Here is an 18,412-nt window from a genome sequence, read left to right as displayed (position 1 = left end):
TGTGGTGCACAACGAGTGGCTGAGCCGGCACGGCGCCACGGCCGTGCGGATCCTCTCCGTCGCGGCGGCGTACTACGGCGGCGCCAAGCTGGGGCTGCTCCAGGAACTCGTCCGCGGCCAGGTCACCCCCCTGTGGCCACCCACCGGTATCGCGCTGACGGCGCTGCTCCTGCTGGGCCTGCGGACCTGGCCGGGCATCGCCCTCGGCGCCTTCCTGGTCAATGTGACGCTGGGGCCCTCGCTGCTGGTGGTCCTCGCGATCGCCGCGAGCAACACCCTCAGCCCGGTGCTCTCCTGTCTGCTGCTGCGGTGCGCGGGCTTCCGGGTACGGATGGACCGGCTGCGGGACGCCGTGGCACTGGTGTTCCTCGGTGCACTGGCCGGGATGCTGGTGAGTTCGACGGTCGGCAGCGGCGTGCTGGTGCTCTCCGGGGCGCTGACGAGGGCCGATTTCTGGCCGACTTGGGCGGTGTGGTGGACCGGTGACGCGATGGGCGTGCTGGTGATCACGCCCGTTCTGCTGGTCCTGGGCACGGCGCGGCCGTCCCGGCGGGCCCGGATCCGTCCGCTGCGGGTGGCGGAGGCGGCGGCCCTGGGCATCAGTACCTTCGCCGTGACCCAGTTCGCCGTGAGCAGTGCCATGAACCTGCTCTTCCTCGTCTCCCCCTTCCTGATCTGGGCGGCGTTCCGCTTCCGGCACGCGGGCGCCGCGCCGTGCGCCCTGCTGGTTTCCACGATCGCGATCGTCGCCGCCGCCGAACGGCACGGGCCGTTCGCCCATCACGACCTGTTCACCAACATGGTCACCCTGCAGGCCTTCAACGGGATCACCGCGCTGACCGCGCTGCTGCTCGCGGCGGTGATCACCGAGCGGCTCGACACCCAGCGCGAGATCCGGCGGATCGTCGCCCAGCTCAGCGAGGCCCTCTCCGATCTGGAGGCGGACGCCTCGAGGGGCGGGTGGCCGCCGCCGCAGCACCGCAAGCCGGACGGCGGACGTGGCGAGCGAGCGGGGTGACGAGCCGGGGGCAACGGACCGTCACGGCCGCGTCACAGCGCCCGCAGCCCGTCGATCACCTCGCGCAGCACGCTCTCGTCCGGCAGCTCGGCGGGCGGTACGGGCCGGCTGACGTGCACCAGCTCCGCCTCCAGCAGATCGCCGATGAACACCCGCACCACGCCCACCGGCAGGTCGAGTTCGGCCGCCAGCTCGGCGACCGAGAGCGGTGCCTGACGGCACAGCTCGACGATCTCGACGTGCTCGGGCGACAGCAGCTGGTCGGCCACGGCCTGTTCCGCGCGGCTCTCGGCGATCACCTGCGCGATCAGGTCCAGCCGTCCCTCCGCGGCCGTACGGGTGCGGCCGCGGGTCATCGCGTACGGGCGCACGACCGGTCCCGCGTCGTCGTCGAACCAACGGGCCGCGCCCCGCCCCGGTACGGCGCGGCCGTCCTGATCGTTCATGGCGTCACCGTCGTCGGCCGGTCGCCGCTCAGGTGGCCGGACCGGACCTGGGCGCGGTGCCCAGGTGCGTGCCGACGCGCTTGACCAGCAGCGTCATCTCGTAGGCGATCAGGCCCACGTCGGAGTCGGCGTCGGCCAGGACGGCCAGGCAGCTGCCGTCGCCGGCCGCGCTGACGAACAGGAACGCATCGTCCAGCTCCACCAGGGTCTGCCGGACCCGGCCCGCGTCGAAGTGCCGGCCGATGCCCTTGGCCAGGCTGTGGAAGCCGGAGGCGACCGCGGCCAGATGCTCGCCGTCCTCGCGGGTCAGGTCCTTGGAGGCGCCGGTGGCCAGGCCGTCGCTGGAGAGGATCAGTGCCTTGCGGATCGAGCCGACCCGCTCCACCAGCTCGTCCAAAAGCCAGTTCAGCTCGCCGGCGCCGGTCCCCGATGCCGAGGCTATGGCCGATGCAATGGACGCTGCTGCCTTCGATGCGGTCATGGACCGTCCCCTCCCGTGGTGTTTCCCGGTGCTGTGCTGTCGCCGCCGGGGCGGTCCCCGGCCGTGGTGTCCTCGGTGTCGCGGCGGCCGCGCTGCCAGCCCCGCTGGAGCGAGGCCATCCGGGCACGTACGGCCTCGGCGTCGCGGTCGTCCGCGGACTCCTCCGCCCGGCGCTCCGCGTCCGGCCGCCCGGGGTCCTGCTTGAGCTGCGGCGCGAGGCTGGCCTGGCGTACCCGGCGGGGCAGTCCGCCCGGTGTCTGTGGAGGTGGGACGTCCGGCGTCCCACCTGGTGTCTCCTCGGCGAGCTCGGGGCGGCGGGGACCGCGGCGCTCCGGGTCCGGCCGGTCGTTCCCGCGCGCCTCGTTGCCCCGCGCCTCGTTCCCCCGTGCCGCGCTCCCGGGCGCCGCCCCGCCGTCGACCGTCCGGCCGTGGTCGGAGACCAGCACCGGCGGCTTGTGGCGGCGCGGCAGCGGCGCGAGGCCGCCGGGAGCCTGGTCGCGGGTCTGCTGGTGCTGCTCGCCGGACGGGAACGGTGCGACGGCGGGCGGTGCGGCCGGGGAGGCGGTGGGGCCGGTCGGCCGGGCGGACGGCCCCGGGCGTTCCGGGCCGCGTTCCCGGCCGTCGCCCCGGCCCCGCGCCCGGCCCTGCTCCCCGCCGCGCTCCCGGCTCCGTTCCCAGGGCCGTTCCCCGCCCCGTTCCCGGCCGCGGTCCCGGCCGCGGAAGACGCTGTCCTCGTCGTCCACGAGTCCCGGCTCGTCCGGACCGAACGGCGCCTCCAGTTCGACCGGGCCGTCGATGACCCGCGGGGTACGGCCCTTCGGGAGCGCCGGCGGCCCCTGGGACAGCGCGGCCAGTTTGCCCGCGGCGTGCTCCAGTTCGTTGCCGCCGGGGTCCGCCGGCCCCAGGGCGCCCGGCCCGGTGTCGTCACGGCCGCCCTCGGGCGTCTCGGTCAGGATCGCGCCGGGGAGGAAGACCACGGCGGTGGTGCCGCCGTACGGCGAGGTCTGCAGGGACACCCGTACGCCCTGCCGCTGCGCCAGCCGGCTGACCACGAACAGACCGAGCCGGTCGGTGTCGGAGAGTTCGAATTCGGCGGTCTCGGCGAGCCGGAGGTTGGCGTCCAGCAGGAGGTCGGCGGCCATGCCCAGGCCGCGGTCGTGGATCTCGAGGGTGAAGCCGTTGGTGACCCGCTCGCCCAGTACCTGGACGGCGGTGTGCGGCGGCGAGAAGACCGTGGCGTTTTCGAGGAGTTCGGCGATCAGGTGGGTGAGGTCGGAGACGGCGGGGCCGTCGACCGCGAGCCGTGGCAGCCGGCGCACCTCGATCCGCTCGTAGTCCTCGACCTCGGCGACCGCCGCCCGCACCACGTCCATCAGCTGGATGGGCTTGCGCCACTGCCGGGAGGGAGCCGCGCCGGAGAGGATCACCAGGCCCTCGGCGTGCCGCCGCATCCGGGTGGTGAGGTGGTCGAGACGGAAGAGGTCGGCGAGTTCGTCGGTGTCCTCGGTGCGCCGCTCCATGGCGTCCAGGAGGGTCAGCTGACGGTGCAGCAGGACCTGGCTGCGGCGGGCGAGGTTGACGAACACCTCGGAGACACCGCGGCGCATATCGGCCTGTTTGACGGCGGCCTCGACGGCGGCCCGCTGCAGGGTGTTGAGCGCCTGGCCGACCTGGCCGGTCTCGTCCGGGCCGAACTCGAGCCGGGGCGCCTCGGTCTCCACGTCGACCTGCTCACCGGCCGCCAGCCGGCGCATCACACTCGGCAGCCGCACGCCGGAGACCTCGTGCGCGGCCTTGCGCAGCCGGGTCAGGTCCTTGACGTGCCGGCTGCCGATCCGCAGCGAGACGATGACCGAGACCAGCAGCGAGACGAAGCCGAGGACACCGGCGACGGCGGCCTTGAGGACGACCGTGGTGGCGTAGGGATCGACCCGCTGCATATAGCGTTCGCCGGCGTCCTTGCCCATCCGGGTGAGGTCGTCGAGCACCTTGTCCGCGGCGGTGTTCCAGCGCTCGGCGTTGACGGCGTGCGGCGCCCGCTGCGCGCCGGCCGCGATCGCCGTGTCCTCGTACGAGGTCACCTCGCGGGCCGTGGCCGAGCGCCAGTAGTCCTCGTAGATGCCGCGGTCCTTGGCGGGCAGGAAGGTGAGGCCGGTGGTGTACAGGATGCGGCGTTCGGCGATCCGGTCGGCGAACATCCGCAGATCCCGCCGGGTCATGCTGCCGGAGGCGAGCGCCGCGGACATCAGCGCGTCCTCGCGGGAGAAGGCCTCGCGGGCGCGGGTGACCTGCACCAGCGCGCGGGCCTCCTTGTCCATCTCCACGCTCTCCAGGGCGTTGAGGGAGGCGAGGAAGTCGTAGGTGGGGTCGACCATGGAGTTGTACGCCTCCAGGGCCTCGTCGTTGCTGACGGTGTTGTCCTCGACCTGGCGGCGCAGTTCGGGGAGCCCGGCCAGGCTCTTGACGACGCTCTGCGCCCGGCCGGCGGCATCTCCGTGCAGTTCGTCGAGCGCATCGGGGTTCTGGGCGTTGGCCTTGAGCCGGGTGATGGCCTCGTCGGTGGCACGGGTCTGCTGCCGCAGCCGGGTGAGCGCGTCGGCGCCGCGCCGGTCCGCGAGATACAGCAGGCTCTGGCGGCGTTCGCGCTGCAGGGCCTGGACCATCCCCTCGGCCGGATAGCCGACCTTCCGCATGATGGTGGTGACATCGAGCAGCTGATTGGCCTCGCGCCCGGTGAGGTAGGTCGCGAACGTCCACATGGCCGTCAGGGACACCAGCGGTACGAGCAGCAACGCCACGATCTTCCGGCGGATCGACTTACCGCGAAAGCGCATGGCCTCCCCTACGTCAACCCCGGCGCACGGGGGCGGTGTTCCGTCAACAAACGGCGTGAGCCTACTACTGCCGGGGGATCAACTCGAAGGTCTGCACGGGCGTTGGGGAGGAGGGGCGCGGCGGCGCCCGCGCCTGTGGTCCGCCGCCGAGCGGGCGACACGCCCGTGACCAGGGGTCTTCGGTGCCGTACGGGCAGTGACCGGCCTGTCCCGCGGTTGGCTGGAATTCCCCTACCCCGGGGAACGCCTCGCCGGAACGGTGCGTGACGATAAGAGGGGACGGGGTACGGCGCCAGGGGCATGTATCCGGCGAAATCCGGGCAGCCGCCGAGGAGTCGGACAGGCGGGAGAGTGCGGGGAGTGTGACGCTTTCATGGACACCGGCAGGCGCCCCTTGTGGCAGGAGGAGACCGCGCCCCGGCGCCGGATGGCGGATCCGGTGCGTACGGCCGCGGTGCGCGCCGTCATCATCGTCGCGATCACACTGATTCAGGCCATGGTGGCGTTCCTGTGCACGCTGGCGGGTTCCTGGCTTGCCTTTCCCGCGGTGCTCAGCACGGTCGCCAGCACTGTGGTAGCGACCTGGGGGGTCCTGGATGTGTGGGTGACCCGGCAGGTGTGGGTGCAGCGGCACGGCGTGCAGTCCCAGCCGAGCAGTACCGCACGCGAGTTGCGCCGCGAGCGGCGACGGGCGCGCCGGGCGGCGGCACGGGGGACGCGGGACGACCCCGCGCCGGCCGACCGCGCGGCGGCCTGAGGGCGACGGTTCCGGGCGGCCGCAGCCGGACCCGTCGGCTCACCGCCCGGGAAGCCCGCCGCCGCCGACAGGCGGTGATAAACAAACGTTGACCCGCGCAAGAGATTCCCAAAGGGTTTCATTGGCGAGGACACAAACCTCCATGGATAGCCTCCCCGGAGTATCCCCGTTCGTGGCGCGGACGGGGTGCGCCGGTGCGTTCCCCATTCCGGAATGGATGCCGGCATCACCCACGCGCACCATCACGGGGAGGACGCATGTCGCATTTCCAGGCGCCGCCGCAGGGCGACTTTCACTCGTATGCCGACCTCACGGCGAAGCAGGCCGGGCACCTCGACAAGATCACACAGTGGAGCGAGACACAGTGCGCCCATACCGACGGACTGGACGGGCTGCTTCTCCTGGCGCGTGAAATCGTGCCGGACGTCTCGCATTTCTTCTCCGGGAAGCTCGCCCAGTGCCGGCGGGGAATGGGCGTGGTCGAGGACAAGATCCACCGTACGAGCGCCGACTACGCCAAGGCCGACGATCAGGCCCGCTCGGATCTGCGCACCATTTACCCCGATGCCCTCCCTCATTTCCCGGACCTCGGCTCGCTGCCCGGCGCGCACCGCGTGGGCAATTACACCGACGAGGACGTCACCCTCAAGGAGCCGGCGAGCGCCGAGGACGACACCGAGAAGAACATCCACCTCCAGCTGCTGGCGCTCGGCAGGGGCAGCGAACTGCGCGGCGCGGACAAGGTCTTCACGTTCTGCACCGGCCAGAGCCTGGTCGAACTGCTGCTGGAGCCCCTGGTCGGCAAGTACGGCCGGCTGAAGTACCTCCACGAGGCCTACGACGCGATGGGCGACGCCGTGTACACGGTGGCCGGGACCCTGCGCAAGGGCTCGTGGGCGCTGGGCAGCGAGTGGCAGGGGCAGGCCGCCCAGGGATTCGACTCGTATCTGTTCCGGTGGACCATGGGGATCGGCGGGATAGGGGACGCCGCGAAGGAGGCGGCGAAGGCGTTCAAGGTCGGTTATGAAGCCATCGTCGTTCTCGTCCACGCCGCATTGCGCGAGATCGACAAACTGATCAAGAACGAGATCAAGCAACTCGCCGAACAGGCAGCGGAGATGGCGGCCGGCGACGCGGCCATCGAAACGGTCGGACTCGGACCCGAGGACCCGCTGGCCGATATCGGAGCGGGTATCTACACGGCGTACAAGCTCTACAAGATTTACAAGATCGTGCGCGCCATCATCACGGCCATCACCATCATCGAGGAGATCTTCCAGAAGATCTCGGAGGCGGTGAAGGCTATTCAGAGCGATATCAAGAAAATCAGCGAGGCACTCAGCTCTCCCATGCCGAGCGTGGGCAGCCTGATCAATGATGTCGAGCAGCGCGGCTTCGAATTCGAGAAGAGCGGCGGGTGGAGCTCCGCCGCCGGCACCGCCCGTATCGGCCTGCTCCCTGCGGCCTGAGTTCCCGAATCCCCCAGAACCCACCCCACCCCTGGAGCGCCCCGTGTCCACGTACGGATCCTCGTACGGCCCTGCCGGCCCTGCCCCGCACACCCACGGCCCGGCGGGCGGTGAACCGCTTGACCCCGTCGCCGAGGAACGGGCCGAAGCGGCCGACCGGCTCGGGGAGGAGCTGCTGGCGGGCCGGACCGCCCGGCAGGACGAGCTGGCGCACCAGATCTACGAACAGCTCAAGGCCGGTTCGGAGGTCGACGACATCAAACATCTCATCGGGAAGCTGAGCCGGGCGGCCACCGAGGACGCCCAGGACCGCGGCGCCGTCCGGCAGGCGGGCGGCGGACGGTGATCCAGGCGCCCGAGGCGTTCACCGTCTCCGTCGAATACAGCCGGAACCACACCGCCTTCCATGTCCATACGGACGGCCGGCAGGAGCCGGTGGCCCGTATGCAGAAGGACGGGGGATACGACACCCGGTACCCGTACCGCGTCTACACAGGGGCCGGGCTGGATGAATTCGCCGGCTATGTCACACCGTTCGCCGCCATGACGGCCGAGCGCGCCGAGCTGGGCAGCGTGCGCCACCGGGAGCGGACGCTGCGTCCCGACGACTGGACGTTCACCCAGCACGATCTGGGCGTGCTGACGGGGCTGCCGGAGGGCGGCGCGAACAAGCTGCGGCACGGCTCCCCGCTGCGCGTCGTCCTCGACCACGCCTGGGGGGACGCCCTGTTCTCCTTCAAGCTGCGGTTCAGTTCGGCCGAATCCGCGGGATTCGAGTTCGTCCGGCTCGCCGGGGTCCGGGCGCGCTACCGCATCACGGTGCACGACCCCCGGGTGAGCCTGCTCCTCGTCCTCGCCTGTGTGGCCCAGTTCAACACCTATGCCGCGTCGGATCCGCGGAAGGCCGCGGTGGATGTCACGGCGAATCCTCTGAAGGGCTGAGGGCGAAGGCCCGGATCCCTGCGGAGTCCGACGTCGGACGTCCCACGTCCGGTATCTCACGTCGGATGTCCCACGTCCGGTATCCCACGCCTGCTGTCCAACGTCCGGTGTCCCACGTCCGATGCCCCACACTGTTCGTCATCGGACGTGGGACACCGCCGTTCACGCCACCGCCTCTTCCCCCACGGCGGGCCGGACATGGACCGTCCCGTCGATGACGCTGACCTCGTGGGTGCGCACGGCCCGGCGGGCGGGCAGACAGGTCGGCTCGCCGGTGCGCAGGTCGAACAGCGCCGCATGCAGCGGGCATTCGACGAAACAGCCCTCGGCCCAGCCCTCGGAGAGCGAGGCGTCCTGGTGGCTGCAGGTGTCGTCGACGGCGTAGAGGCCGTCCTCGGTGTGGAAGACGGCGATCGCCGGTGTGGTCTCGTCGATCTCGATCCGTACGGACTCGCCCTCCGGCAGGTCCTCGATGCGGCAGACGGGAATCATCTGGCCCCCCTCGCGCTGATCGGTATCATGGCGTTGTTCATCGCGCACTGCAGAGCATGATGCGCAACAGAATCCAAGTCGGGGAGCGGGCCGTCAAGGGCTTGGGGAAAGACGCCCCGGACGTGCCCCAGGGGCCGCCAGGTGGTGACGCAAAGACCTATGTCGAACATGCCGAACACGTCCAGCACATCCGGCACATCCAGTACGTCCAGTACGTCCAGCACATCGGCGGGGTCCGTCCAGTCCGTGGACCGCGCGGTGAGCGTGCTGGAGATCCTGGCCCGGCTGGGCGAGGCCGGGGTCACCGAGATCTCCGAGGAGCTGGGCGTCCACAAGTCGACCGCGTTCCGGATCCTCGGGGTGCTGGAGAACCGAGGACTGGTGGGGCAGGAGAAGGAGCGCGGGAAATACTTCCTGGGCGCCGGGGTGCTGCGGCTGGCGGGCGCCGCGGCGATCCGGCTGGACATCTCGCAGGAGGGCCAGCCGGTGTGCCGGGCGCTCGCCGACGACACCGGCGAGACCGCCAACATCGCGGTGCTGGACGGCGATGCGGCGGTCAACATCATGCAGGCCAGGGGCGCCGCCGCGGTGACCGCGTACAACTGGCTGGGCCGCCGTACCCCACTGCACGCCACCGCCAGCGGCAAGGTACTGCTGGCCCATCTGCCCCGGGACCGCCGGGAGGCCCTGGTGACCCGCAAGCTCGCCCGGTTCACGGAGAACACCCTGACCACGGCGGCCGGGCTGCGCGCGCAGCTGACGGCCGCGTTCGAGGACGGGTTCGCGCAGTCCACCGAGGAGCTGGAGATCGGGCTGAACGCGGTCGCCGCGCCGGTACGGGCGCACGACGGCGGGGTGATCGGGGCGATCGGCGTCTCGGGCCCGGCGTACCGGATGGAGCGCGCGCTGCTTCCGGAGCTGGCGGAGCGGGCGGCGGAGGCGGCGGCCGAGCTCTCCCGGCGGATGGGGTACTCGGCGTGACCGGTCGCGCCGCGTGCGGGGGCGGCGAAAACGCCCCTTGACGGATCCCTGACGGACTTCCAGCATGTCTCCCATGGCGCAACTCGGCGCGCCATAGGCAACTTTGGGGCGTGGGCGGAGTGCCGTCCGGACGCCGTTGAGGAGTGAGCCATGCCGTACGAAGTCCGCGCCGCCGTCGCCGTCGAGAAGGGCGCGCCCGCCGAGGTGCGCACGATCCTGGTGCCCGATCCCGGGCCGGAGGACGTGCTGGTCGCCGTGCAGGCCTGCGGTGTCTGCCATACCGATCTGCACTATCGGGAGGGCGCCGTCGGGGACGACTTCCCCTATCTGCTCGGACACGAGGCGGCGGGCGTCGTGGAGGCCGTCGGCCCCCAGGTCACCGGCCTCGCGCCCGGCGACTATGTCGTCCTCGCCTGGCGGGCGCCCTGCGGCCGCTGCCGGTCCTGCCGCCGCGGCCGGCCCTGGTACTGCTTCGACTCCCGTAACGCCGCCCGGCCGATGACGCTCCTGGACGGCACCCCCCTCACCGCGGCCCTGGGCATCGGTGCCTTCGCCGAGAAAACGCTGGTTGCGGCCGGTCAGGCGGTGAAGGTCGACCCCGCTGCACGGCCCGAGGCGGCCGGGCTCATCGGGTGCGGGGTGATGGCGGGTTACGGCGCCGCCGTCCACACCGGCGCCGTCGGCAGCGGCGACACCGTCGCCGTCATCGGCTGCGGCGGAGTGGGCAACGCCGCCATCGCCGGTGCCTCGCGGGCCGGTGCGCGCCGGGTCATCGCCATCGACCTCGACGACGGCAAGCTGGACGCCGCCGAGCGGTTCGGCGCCACCGACACCGTCAACTCCCGCGGTACGGACCCCGTCGAGGCGGTCCGGGGGCTCACCGGGGGTCATGGCGCCGATGTCGTCATCGATGCCGTCGGGCGCCCGGAGACGTACCGGCAGGGCTTCTACATGCGCGATCTGGCCGGAACGCTGGTGCAGGTCGGCGTCCCCGAACCGGAGACGACGATCGAACTGCCGCTCCTCGACCTCTTCTCCCGCGGCGGCGCGCTGAAGTCCTCCTGGTACGGCGACTGTCTGCCCAGCCGCGACTTCCCCGTCCTGATCGACCTCTATCTGAGCGGCAAGCTCCACCTGGACCGGTTCGTCACCGAGACCGTCGGCCTCGGTGACCTCGAAGCGGCGTTCACCAGGATGCAGCGCGGTGAGGTGCTGCGGTCGGTGGTCACGCTCTGACGACCCGTCAGCCGTCGGCCCCCTCCGCGGCGTCCTCCGGCCCGGTCTCCTGCTGCGCCGGAACCTGGGGCGCCTCGTCCGGGCGGCGGTACATCCGCGTCGCGGTGATCTGGCCGTGCACCGCCTCCCCGCCCGGGTCCTGCTGCGGCAGACCCGGCCGCAGATGTTCCTCGACACTGATGTACTTCAGCCCCGCGCGCAGGTCGGCGTCATTGCGCAGCCGGATGACCAGCGGGAACTCGGCGAGCGCGGTGGTGTCGAACAGGCCCGTGGTGTAAAGGAGCTGGACGCCGAGGGCATCGGCCACGGCCCGCTGCAGTTCCAGGAGATAGGTGGCGTTGGCGCGGCCGATGGGATTGTCCAGGAACAGCGTGCCGGCATGGCGCTGCTTGTCACGCCCCCGGTCGTTGCTGCGCAGCGCGGCCATCGTGCAGTACAGGGCGATGGCAGCGGTCAGCAGCTGACCGCCGGAGAACACATCCCCCATCTGCCCGACGGGGACGCGCTCCGCCCGGAGCACCGCGTCCGGCTTGAGGATCTCGACAGCCACACCGCGCGGCTGGAGGGCGGCGCCGACCCCGCGCAGGAGAAGGGACATGCCGTCGCGGCGCAGATCGCTGTTCTTCCGGACGGCGGAACGGGTCGCCTCGTCGATGACCTCGCCGAGGCGCTCGGTGAGGGTGGCCTGGTCGGGATCCTCGAACCGGATCCGCAGGAACTCCTGGCCCGACCACTCCCCCAGTCCCTCGGGCAGCCGGGACAGCCGCTGCGCGGAACGCAGGGTGGTGAGGGACGACTCCACCAGTCCGCGCAGGCGGTCGACGATGGAGTCGCGGTTGCGCTCGAGCTGCGCCAGCTCGTCGGTGAGGACGCGCAGCCGGGGCGCGAAGGCCTCGGCCCACTTGGCGGCGTGGTCGGGCAGCGCGGCCGCGGGCAGCTCGCGGATCTGCTGGCGGGCGGGGGTGCGGACCTGTTCGTAGCGGGTGGCGTTGGCGTGCCGTACGAGGATGTCCGAGGCCTCACGGACCGCGGACTCGGCGGCGGAGAGATCGGCGGCGCAGCCGCGCAGCGAGCGGCGGGACTCGGCGGCGGCCTGCCGGGCCTCGGCCAGGCCGCCGGCGTACGGCTCGATGCCGCCGTCCACCGCGTCCTCGGCGTCCTCCGTGTCCTGGCGGTCGCGGAGCAGATCGCGCAGCAGGGCCGCGGTCTCGTCGAAACCACCGGCCGCGTCCTCGGCGGCACGGTGACCGCGCAGCAGCTCGTCGTGCCGGGCGCGGGCGGCCTCCAGCGCCTCGGCGGCGGTGGCGAGTTCGGCGTTGGCGCTGCGCAGCAGCTCCTTGGCGCGGTCGGCGTCCTCCGGGACCAGCCCGTCGGGCAGCTCGGTGTGCGCCTCGCCGTCAGTGGGCGCCAGCCGCTCGGCCTCGCCGCGCAGCCGGCCGAGCTGCTCGCTCGCGGCGGACGCGCGGCTCTCCAGCATCTGCACCAGCGATTCGGCACGGGCCGCGGCGGCCTGCCGGGACGGGCCGTCGGCGGCGTCCGGGCTCTCCAGGAGCGCCTCCGCGCGGGTGCGGACCTTGTTGGTGAGACGGTTCAGCTCGGCCAGGGCAGCGGACTCATCGCCCTCGGCGCGGGCCTGTTCGGCGCGCAGATCGGCGCCGACGCCCACCTTTTCGTAGAGCTGGGAGGCGGCGCGGTAGGCCTCGCGCAGCGCGGGCAGGGAGGCGTTCGGAGCCTCGGGGGCATCGCCCAGATCGTCCGGTACGCCGGCGATCTCGGCCCGCTCGGCGCGCAGCGCGCGGGCGGTGCGGCGGGCGTCGTCGGCGGCGCGCTGGGCGGCCCGGCGGTCCTCGTCCGCGGCCCGTGCACGGTCCACGCACTCCTCGGCGCGGGCCTCGAACTCGGCCGTCTCATCGGCCAGTTCACGCAGCCGCGACTGCCAGGTGGCGCGCTCGCGCAGCCGGTGGGCGAGCCCGGCCAGCAGGTCGGCGGCGCGGCGGGCGCGCTGCGCGGCCTCCTGCCGCTCGTCCCGCACCCGGGTGGCCTCGGCGGCGACCTCATCGGCCTCGGCGCGGACCGTACGGGCCTCGGCCAGCTCGGCCGCGGCCTCATCGGCGGCCGTACGGGTCCCTTCCGCGGCGGCCGCCAGCTCGGCGAGCCGGCCCTCGGGACATCCCGTACGCCAGGAGGCGAGCCGGGCGGCCAGCGCACGGTCGCCGGCGAGCCGGGCGGCGAGCCGGCGGATCTCCTCGTCGCGCTCGGCGGCGCGGGTGCGCAGCGCCTGGCGCTCCTCGTCGGCCGCCGATTCGTCGTGCATCGCCGGGTTGGGCGGGACAAGGAAGACACCGGTGTCCCGGCCGTCGGGGGCGGGGGTGGGGGCGAGCAGCGCGGCGGCGGTGCCGACGGCGACCGCGGAGCGCGGCAGCAGCGCGGCCTGGGACAGCACCTCGCGGGCCCGTGCATGGGTGTCGGGGTCCGTGATGATCACGCCGTCGACCAGCTCGGGGCGGGCGGCGAGCACCCTGGCGTGATCGGCCGGGTCGACGGACTGGGCGAGATAGCGCCAGCCGGGCAGCGCCGGGACGCCGTGCTCGCCCAAGTACTCCACGGCCGCGAGCACATCGGGCCCCGGGGGCAGCAGCCCGCCGTCGCCCAGCGCCCCCAGGATCCGGGAGTCGTCGGCGGCGGCCGTCCGCAGATCGAACAGCTGCCGCTCGGCCGTGGCGACGCCGTCCTCGAGGAGCTCGCGCAGCGCCTCGGCGCTGCGGTCCAGCTCGTCGGCGGTGAGCGCCCCGCCGTCGGAGGTGGCGTCCGCCGTACGGGGGCCGGGCAGCGCGGACTTCGCCCCGGGGAGCCCGAGGAGGTCGGCGAGCCGGGGCTCGGCGCCGAGCGACTCCGCTGCGCGGCGTTCGGCGTCGTACGCGCGCCCCGCGGCCTGCGCGGCGTCCTCGGCACGGGCCGCGGCCAGCTCCGCGGCGGAGAGCCGGGCGGCGGCCTCCCGGGCGCGGTCGGTGGTCCCCCGGGCGGCCTCGCGGGCCGCATCCCACGCTGCCACGGCGGTCTTCTCGGCGTCCGAGGCGGCGAGCGCGGCACGGGCGGGGTCGGCGTCCGGGGCGGAGTCGTCCAGCCAGCCCGCCCGGACGGCCTCGGCGGTCTCCTCGGCGACCTCGGCGAGGCGCTGCCTGAGGTGATCGGCCTCACTGCGGGCGCGCTGGGCATGCGTGGCGGCGGCGGTGGCGTCGCGATGCGCCGATTCACCCGCCTCCTGGAGAGCGGCGGAACGTTCTTCTTCCTCGTTCGCGATCCGCTCACCCGCCTCGGCGGCCGAGTGCAGGGCCCGTACGAGGTCGGCGGCGGCGGTGGCGCGGGCGGCGAGCGCCGGGGCGGCATCCCGCTCGGCCTCCCGGATGGCCACGGCGACCCGCGCCGAGCGGTCGGCGGCGGCGCGGTGCCGCAGCGCGGTCTCGGCGGCCTGCCAGGCGCTGTGCAGCGTACGGGCGTCATTGAGCTCGCGGCGCTGGGCGGCGGCGCCCTTCTCGGCGGCGGCCAGCGCCAGCGAGGCGTGCCGGTAGGCCAGCTCGGCGGAGACCAGGGAACGGCGCTCGCGGGTGCGCTCGGCGTCGGTGACGCGGTGTGCGGCGGTGGCGACCTGCTCCGCCAGCTCGGCGGCCCGGCCGCGCTCCTCGGTACCGCGCGCGTGCAGCCGCTGCGCCAGGCCCCGGGTGCGGCGCTCGGCCCCCGCATGCACCTCACGGGCGCGTTCGCGCTGCTCGGCGGCCTCGGCAATGCGCGACAGCAGATCAAGGGACCCTGCCGTGAAGTCCCGCTCCGCGGTCAGCTCGGCGCGCCGGCCGAGCTTGTGGGCGAAACCGTGGACGAGATCGGCGAGACCGTCCGTGTCACGGGTGTCGGTGACGGCGCGCAGCAGCAGATCGGTGAAGTCGGAGTCGTTCTTGACCGCGAACAGGCCGGCGGCCTCGCCCTCGTCGGCGTTCATCTCGCGCTGATAGCGGAACAGTTCGGGGTCCAGGCCCAGCACACCGAGGTGTTCGTTCCAGCGCTCGTGGATCTCTTCCCAGACCACGTCCAGGTTCGGGTAGTTCTTCCCGGCCTCGGTGAGGACGTCGCGGAAACCCTTCATCGTGCGGCGGCGGCCCTGGGCGCCGGAGGTCCCCTCGCTGCTCTCCTGGCGGGGCCGGACGATGGTGGCCTCGGCCACCGGGAGGGAGTCCAGGCTCATCCCCGGGCCCGGCCGGAAGCTGTACCAGGCCTCGGCGAACTTACGGGGGTCGTTGGAGACCTGGCGGCCGCGCCATTCGCTGACCTTGCCGACGACGATGCTCTCGCCGGTCAGCACATGCTGCCACTCCAGGGCGACATGCCCGCAGTCGTCGGCGAGCAGGAACTTGCGCAGTACGCCGGAGCTGGCGCCGCCCAGGGTGTTGCGGTGACCGGGCAGCATCACCGAGAAGATCAGCTTGAGCAGGACGGACTTGCCGCCGCCGTTCTCCAGGAAGAGCACCCCGGCCGGGGCCGGGCGGCGCGGCGGGCCGACCGGCTCGTCCTCGAAGAAGTCCGCCTGGGCCGGGGCCGGTCGGGGCACGGGCGCACCGACTCCGCGCAGGTCCAGCACGGTGTCGGCATAGCGCGCACCGGCGGGCCCGATGGAGTAGAGGCGGACCCGGGACAGCTCGTACATGGCGGACTTTCGTTGTCGTGGCGTGGGCGGTGGTCGTGCGGTGGCGGTCGTGCGGTGGCCGTGTCTCAGCCGGAGTGGAAGGGCAGCCCGGCGTCGGAGACCAGATCGAGGTCGTCGGTGTCCTCGCCGGGCAGCAGGGAGCCGCTGCCGTCGGCGACGGGGACCACCCCCAGCTCCAGCAGCTCGGCCATGGCGGCGCTGCCGGCCATGTCACGGACCTGCAGCTGATAGCGGGCGGTGGTGCGGTACGCGCCTCCGGCATCGTCGCCCGTGCGCTGCAGGAACCCGGAGTCGACGAGGAAGGTGACGGCCTTGGCGATGATGCCGGTGGTCGAACCGGCCAGCCGCCGGGCGTCCTTGGTCGCGCCGGTCGCGCTGCGCCGCGCGTAGACCCGCCAGGCGGACTCCAGGCCGGGCGCATCGCTGACCGGGTCGGTGTTCTCGCCGTCCTGCTCGGCACGCTCCTCCAGACGGCGGCAGGCCTGCCGTACGAACGCATCGACGCCGTTGACGGTGATCCGGCCGATGTAGCCGTCGTCGGCGAGATCCTCGGGGCGCGGGAACGCCAGCGCGGCAACCGCGAGATGCGCCAGGCCGTGCAGGAACCGGTCGGCGGAGTCGGCCGAGGCGCGGCGGGCGTAATCGCCCATCCGTACGGCGAAGACGGAGTCCTCGGCGGCGGTGACGGCCATCCCGGCGCGGGTGGAGACCTCCAGGACGACCAGGCCCAGCCCGGTGGCCACCGCGTCGGCGAGCCGGGCGAAGGCGGGCTCGTCCCGATAGCGGCGCAGCAGCTCGGCGTACTCCGCGTCGCGGGCGGGCAGCAGCTTGGGCTGAAGCCCGAAGGAGACCAGGCGTGCGGCGTCCGCGGCGTCGGCGGGGATCAGCGGCGCCGGGGCGGTGGCAGCGGGCGTCTCTTCCGCGGGCGTGCCCCAGGACGCGGTGTCGCCCAGGGACTCCGGCACCACCGCGCCGGCGGCGTTGTGCCCAAGGGACTCGGTCACGGTTGAAGCTCCTTGTGCGGGGCGTGCGGGGCGTACAGGGCCCGGACGACGGCCGGGCGGATGTGCGGCCGGCCTATCCGGAAGCTCGGCGGCATCGTGCGGCGCCGGGGCATCAGGCCACCTCCGAGCGGTCGGCGGCCATACCGGCCGCGTCCAGCAGGGCCGTACCGACGATGAGGTCGGCGCCGCCGAACTCGGGGTCGGCCAGCTCCGTACCGTCGTCGACGGCGAACAGCAGCTGCGACTCGCCCTGACGGTAGGCCGTACCGACCGGCGGACTGGCCGCATGCACCGCCAGCAGGGCGACGAGATACGGGAGTTCGGGATCCTTGCGGCGCGCCTCGGCCAGCAGACCGGACAGCCGGCGGGGCGCATCGGCGGGCAGGTCGAGCAGCTCCATCGCGGCGTCCAGCTGCTCCTCGCTGAAGCGGCTGTCGTCGGGCGTGGCCACCAGATCGGGGTCGGGCATCTCCGCGCCGAGATGCTCGCGCTCCAGGGGCGGGGTGAGCAGCACCTCGACGAGATCGCCGACGCGGACCGCCGACGGGGTGCGCAGGCCCGTACCGCGGGCGAAGAAGGCGTCGGTGACGCGGATGGCGCGCTCGGTGGGCAGCGGCAGCAGCGGCGCGACCAGCTGGCCGTAGAGGTCGAGCCCGGAACGGGCGGCGGGGGCCGCGAAAGCCTGCCGGTCCTGCTCGGCGCGGAACAGCGGACCGGCCTCCAGCAGCCGGGACTGGAGCTGGGTGTGCCGCCGGATGCAGTCCTTGACGATGTCGACCAGCTCGGCGGCGCGCCGCTTGTGCTCACCGGTCTTCTGGTCGACGGCCTCGGCCTCGTCACGGGCCTTGCGGATGTTGGTCAGGATGGCGTTCTCGTGGCGGTAGCGGTCCGCTACGTGGTCCAGCGCCTCGGCGATCATGTCGGGCACGGCCTGCAGCCAGTCCACGGCACGGACATTGCGCCGGGTGGCGTCGAGCGTCCTGCGCAGGGTCTCCGCGTACTGCACGGTGCGGTAACGGGCCTGCTCGGCGGCGAGCTGGGCGTCGGCCAGCCGGCCGCGGTTGATCAGCACCTCGAGCTTGACCTCGGCGGCGATCTGCGCGCTGGTGACATCCGTGTCGAGCGCACCGACCAGGACGTTGACCGCCTCGTCGGTCGCCCGGAGGTACACCGTGCCGCCGGGGCCCGGAACCTCCTCGATCAGCTTGAAGTCGTAGTCCCGCCGGACATACTCACCGTCGGTGGTGAAAGTGCCGTAGACGGCCCGGAAGCCGCGGTCCACGCTCCCGACGTTGATCAGATTCTCCAGCACCCAGCGGGCCACCCGCTCATGCTCGCCCTGGGGCCGCCGGGGCGCCTGGGCGGCGACCCGGGGGAGCACCTTCGCCACTATCTCCTCATGATCGGCGCCGGTGTCGAAGTCCATGTTCAGCGTGACCAGGTCGATGACGGCGAGCGCCACCTCCGCCATCGCATAGACGCCGTACTCGCCCGCGAGATTGGCCTTGCGCGCATCGAGGTCGTGCAACGGCGCGGTGCACGCCAGGGCGCGCAGCCGACGGGCCAGGCCTTCGTCGGCGGCCGGGCCCGGCGCGGGCCGGTTCGGCCCGTTGAGCTGGGGCGCAGCGGCCCCCTGGGCGGGAAAAGTCACGTCGCACAGAGTAGGCGGTCACACTGACAACGGACGAAACGGCACGGGCCGGCAACACTTCGGCGGGCAATCCGCGCCCTGCCCGCACCGGTCCCGCACCCTGCGAACGGCCCCGCACCGCACTCTTCACACAGGCCCGGACTGTGCCCTTCAATCAGCCTCGCACTGTGCCCTTCACACAGCCCCCCCCCCGTGCCCTTCAAACGGCCCCGCTTCGCGCCCTACGGGCAGCCCGGCTACGTGGCCTTCGGACGCCCCGGCTTCATGTCTTTTGGGCGGCCCGGCTTCGTGCCCTTGCACGGACCCGTCCCGTGCCCTTCGGGCGGCACCACGGCGCGCCCCCGCCCCCACCCCCCGTCACCCTGCCCTCCCCCCTTCGGGGGGAGGGCAGGGTGGGGGCGGGGG

14 protein-coding genes are annotated in these 18,412 nt (G+C 72.9%); 7 read left to right on the top strand and 7 right to left on the bottom strand.

Annotated features, from left to right (window positions below; translation table 11 throughout):
- The first annotated feature begins 4 nt into the window (after positions 1-4).
- The gene (locus ADL29_RS31155; RefSeq protein ID WP_053926924.1) at positions 5-1,018 is read left to right on the top strand and encodes an MASE1 domain-containing protein; all 1,014 of its coding nucleotides are present in this window, start codon (positions 5-7) and stop codon (positions 1,016-1,018) included.
- 32 nt (positions 1,019-1,050) lie between these two features.
- Here the strand turns inward: ADL29_RS31155 and ADL29_RS31150 are convergent, their stop codons facing one another.
- The 3 genes from ADL29_RS31150 to ADL29_RS31140 are packed head-to-tail and all read right to left on the bottom strand — an operon-like array spanning position 1,051 to position 4,779.
- A complete protein-coding gene (locus tag ADL29_RS31150; protein ID WP_053926904.1) occupies positions 1,051-1,464 on the bottom strand; it encodes a DUF742 domain-containing protein in 414 nt (137 codons plus the stop codon).
- 28 nt (positions 1,465-1,492) lie between these two features.
- Positions 1,493-1,945 carry a roadblock/LC7 domain-containing protein gene (locus ADL29_RS31145; protein WP_046929353.1) on the bottom strand — a complete coding sequence of 151 codons (453 nt, stop codon included), beginning with the start codon at positions 1,943-1,945 and terminating at the stop codon, positions 1,493-1,495.
- Positions 1,942-4,779, bottom strand: coding sequence for a sensor histidine kinase (locus ADL29_RS31140; RefSeq protein ID WP_053926903.1), 2,838 nt, complete (start codon positions 4,777-4,779; stop codon positions 1,942-1,944). The genes ADL29_RS31145 and ADL29_RS31140 overlap by 4 nt, the downstream gene beginning before the upstream one ends.
- A gap of 220 nt (positions 4,780-4,999) precedes the next feature.
- On the opposite strand from ADL29_RS31140, the gene ADL29_RS31135 reads away from it, so the two are divergent.
- The 4 genes from ADL29_RS31135 to ADL29_RS31120 all read left to right on the top strand — a co-directional run bounded on the left by ADL29_RS31135 (position 5,000) and on the right by ADL29_RS31120 (position 7,947).
- On the top strand, positions 5,000-5,536 hold the full coding sequence (locus ADL29_RS31135; RefSeq protein WP_425424297.1) for a hypothetical protein: 537 nt from the start codon (positions 5,000-5,002) through the stop codon (positions 5,534-5,536).
- A gap of 257 nt (positions 5,537-5,793) precedes the next feature.
- On the top strand, positions 5,794-7,005 hold the full coding sequence (locus tag ADL29_RS31130; protein ID WP_053926901.1) for a hypothetical protein: 1,212 nt from the start codon (positions 5,794-5,796) through the stop codon (positions 7,003-7,005).
- 43 nt (positions 7,006-7,048) lie between these two features.
- Positions 7,049-7,351 (top strand): hypothetical protein, encoded by a 303-nt coding sequence (locus ADL29_RS31125; protein WP_053926900.1) that lies wholly within the window; start codon positions 7,049-7,051, stop codon positions 7,349-7,351.
- On the top strand, positions 7,348-7,947 hold the full coding sequence (locus ADL29_RS31120) for a hypothetical protein (protein ID WP_053926899.1): 600 nt from the start codon (positions 7,348-7,350) through the stop codon (positions 7,945-7,947). The genes ADL29_RS31125 and ADL29_RS31120 overlap by 4 nt, the downstream gene beginning before the upstream one ends.
- Positions 7,948-8,109: 162 nt before the next feature.
- Here the strand turns inward: ADL29_RS31120 and ADL29_RS31115 are convergent, their stop codons facing one another.
- The gene (locus ADL29_RS31115) at positions 8,110-8,439 is read right to left on the bottom strand and encodes a bifunctional 3-phenylpropionate/cinnamic acid dioxygenase ferredoxin subunit (RefSeq protein ID WP_046929347.1); all 330 of its coding nucleotides are present in this window, start codon (positions 8,437-8,439) and stop codon (positions 8,110-8,112) included.
- A gap of 168 nt (positions 8,440-8,607) precedes the next feature.
- Here ADL29_RS31115 and ADL29_RS31105 point away from each other — a divergent pair, with 168 nt between their 5' ends.
- Positions 8,608-9,420 (top strand): IclR family transcriptional regulator, encoded by an 813-nt coding sequence (locus ADL29_RS31105; protein ID WP_078971427.1) that lies wholly within the window; start codon positions 8,608-8,610, stop codon positions 9,418-9,420.
- A 150-nt stretch (positions 9,421-9,570) separates the two neighbouring features.
- A complete protein-coding gene (locus ADL29_RS31100; RefSeq protein WP_053926896.1) occupies positions 9,571-10,656 on the top strand; it encodes an S-(hydroxymethyl)mycothiol dehydrogenase in 1,086 nt (361 codons plus the stop codon).
- A gap of 7 nt (positions 10,657-10,663) precedes the next feature.
- Here the strand turns inward: ADL29_RS31100 and ADL29_RS31095 are convergent, their stop codons facing one another.
- From ADL29_RS31095 to ADL29_RS31085, 3 genes are all read right to left on the bottom strand, one after another.
- A complete protein-coding gene (locus ADL29_RS31095; RefSeq protein ID WP_053926895.1) occupies positions 10,664-15,352 on the bottom strand; it encodes a coiled-coil domain-containing protein in 4,689 nt (1,562 codons plus the stop codon).
- Between the two features lie 65 nt (positions 15,353-15,417).
- Complete coding sequence (locus tag ADL29_RS31090; RefSeq protein ID WP_046931525.1) at positions 15,418-16,305, bottom strand: hypothetical protein; 888 nt, start codon at positions 16,303-16,305, stop codon at positions 15,418-15,420.
- Between the two features lie 163 nt (positions 16,306-16,468).
- On the bottom strand, positions 16,469-18,007 hold the full coding sequence (locus ADL29_RS31085) for a hypothetical protein (protein ID WP_053926894.1): 1,539 nt from the start codon (positions 18,005-18,007) through the stop codon (positions 16,469-16,471).
- Positions 18,008-18,412 lie beyond the last annotated feature (405 nt).

The sequence above is a fragment of the Streptomyces chattanoogensis genome (genome assembly GCF_001294335.1).
Taxonomy (GTDB): domain Bacteria; phylum Actinomycetota; class Actinomycetes; order Streptomycetales; family Streptomycetaceae; genus Streptomyces; species Streptomyces chattanoogensis.
Note: the sequence above shows the minus strand (reverse complement) of the source record. Positions and strands in the feature narration are given on the sequence as shown.

What these genes read in the sequence shown, in the direction of transcription:
- ADL29_RS31150 (WP_053926904.1), bottom strand. Translation starts at nt 1,464, where the DNA reads ATGAACGATCAGGACGGCCGCGCCGTACCGGGGCGGGGCGCGGCCCGT.
- ADL29_RS31145 (WP_046929353.1), bottom strand. Translation starts at nt 1,945, where the DNA reads ATGACCGCATCGAAGGCAGCAGCGTCCATTGCATCGGCCATAGCCTCG.
- ADL29_RS31140 (WP_053926903.1), bottom strand. Translation starts at nt 4,779, where the DNA reads ATGCGCTTTCGCGGTAAGTCGATCCGCCGGAAGATCGTGGCGTTGCTG.
- ADL29_RS31130 (WP_053926901.1), top strand. Translation starts at nt 5,794, where the DNA reads ATGTCGCATTTCCAGGCGCCGCCGCAGGGCGACTTTCACTCGTATGCC.
- ADL29_RS31115 (WP_046929347.1), bottom strand. Translation starts at nt 8,439, where the DNA reads ATGATTCCCGTCTGCCGCATCGAGGACCTGCCGGAGGGCGAGTCCGTA.
- ADL29_RS31105 (WP_078971427.1), top strand. Translation starts at nt 8,608, where the DNA reads ATGCCGAACACGTCCAGCACATCCGGCACATCCAGTACGTCCAGTACG.
- ADL29_RS31100 (WP_053926896.1), top strand. Translation starts at nt 9,571, where the DNA reads ATGCCGTACGAAGTCCGCGCCGCCGTCGCCGTCGAGAAGGGCGCGCCC.
- ADL29_RS31095 (WP_053926895.1), bottom strand. Translation starts at nt 15,352, where the DNA reads ATGTACGAGCTGTCCCGGGTCCGCCTCTACTCCATCGGGCCCGCCGGT.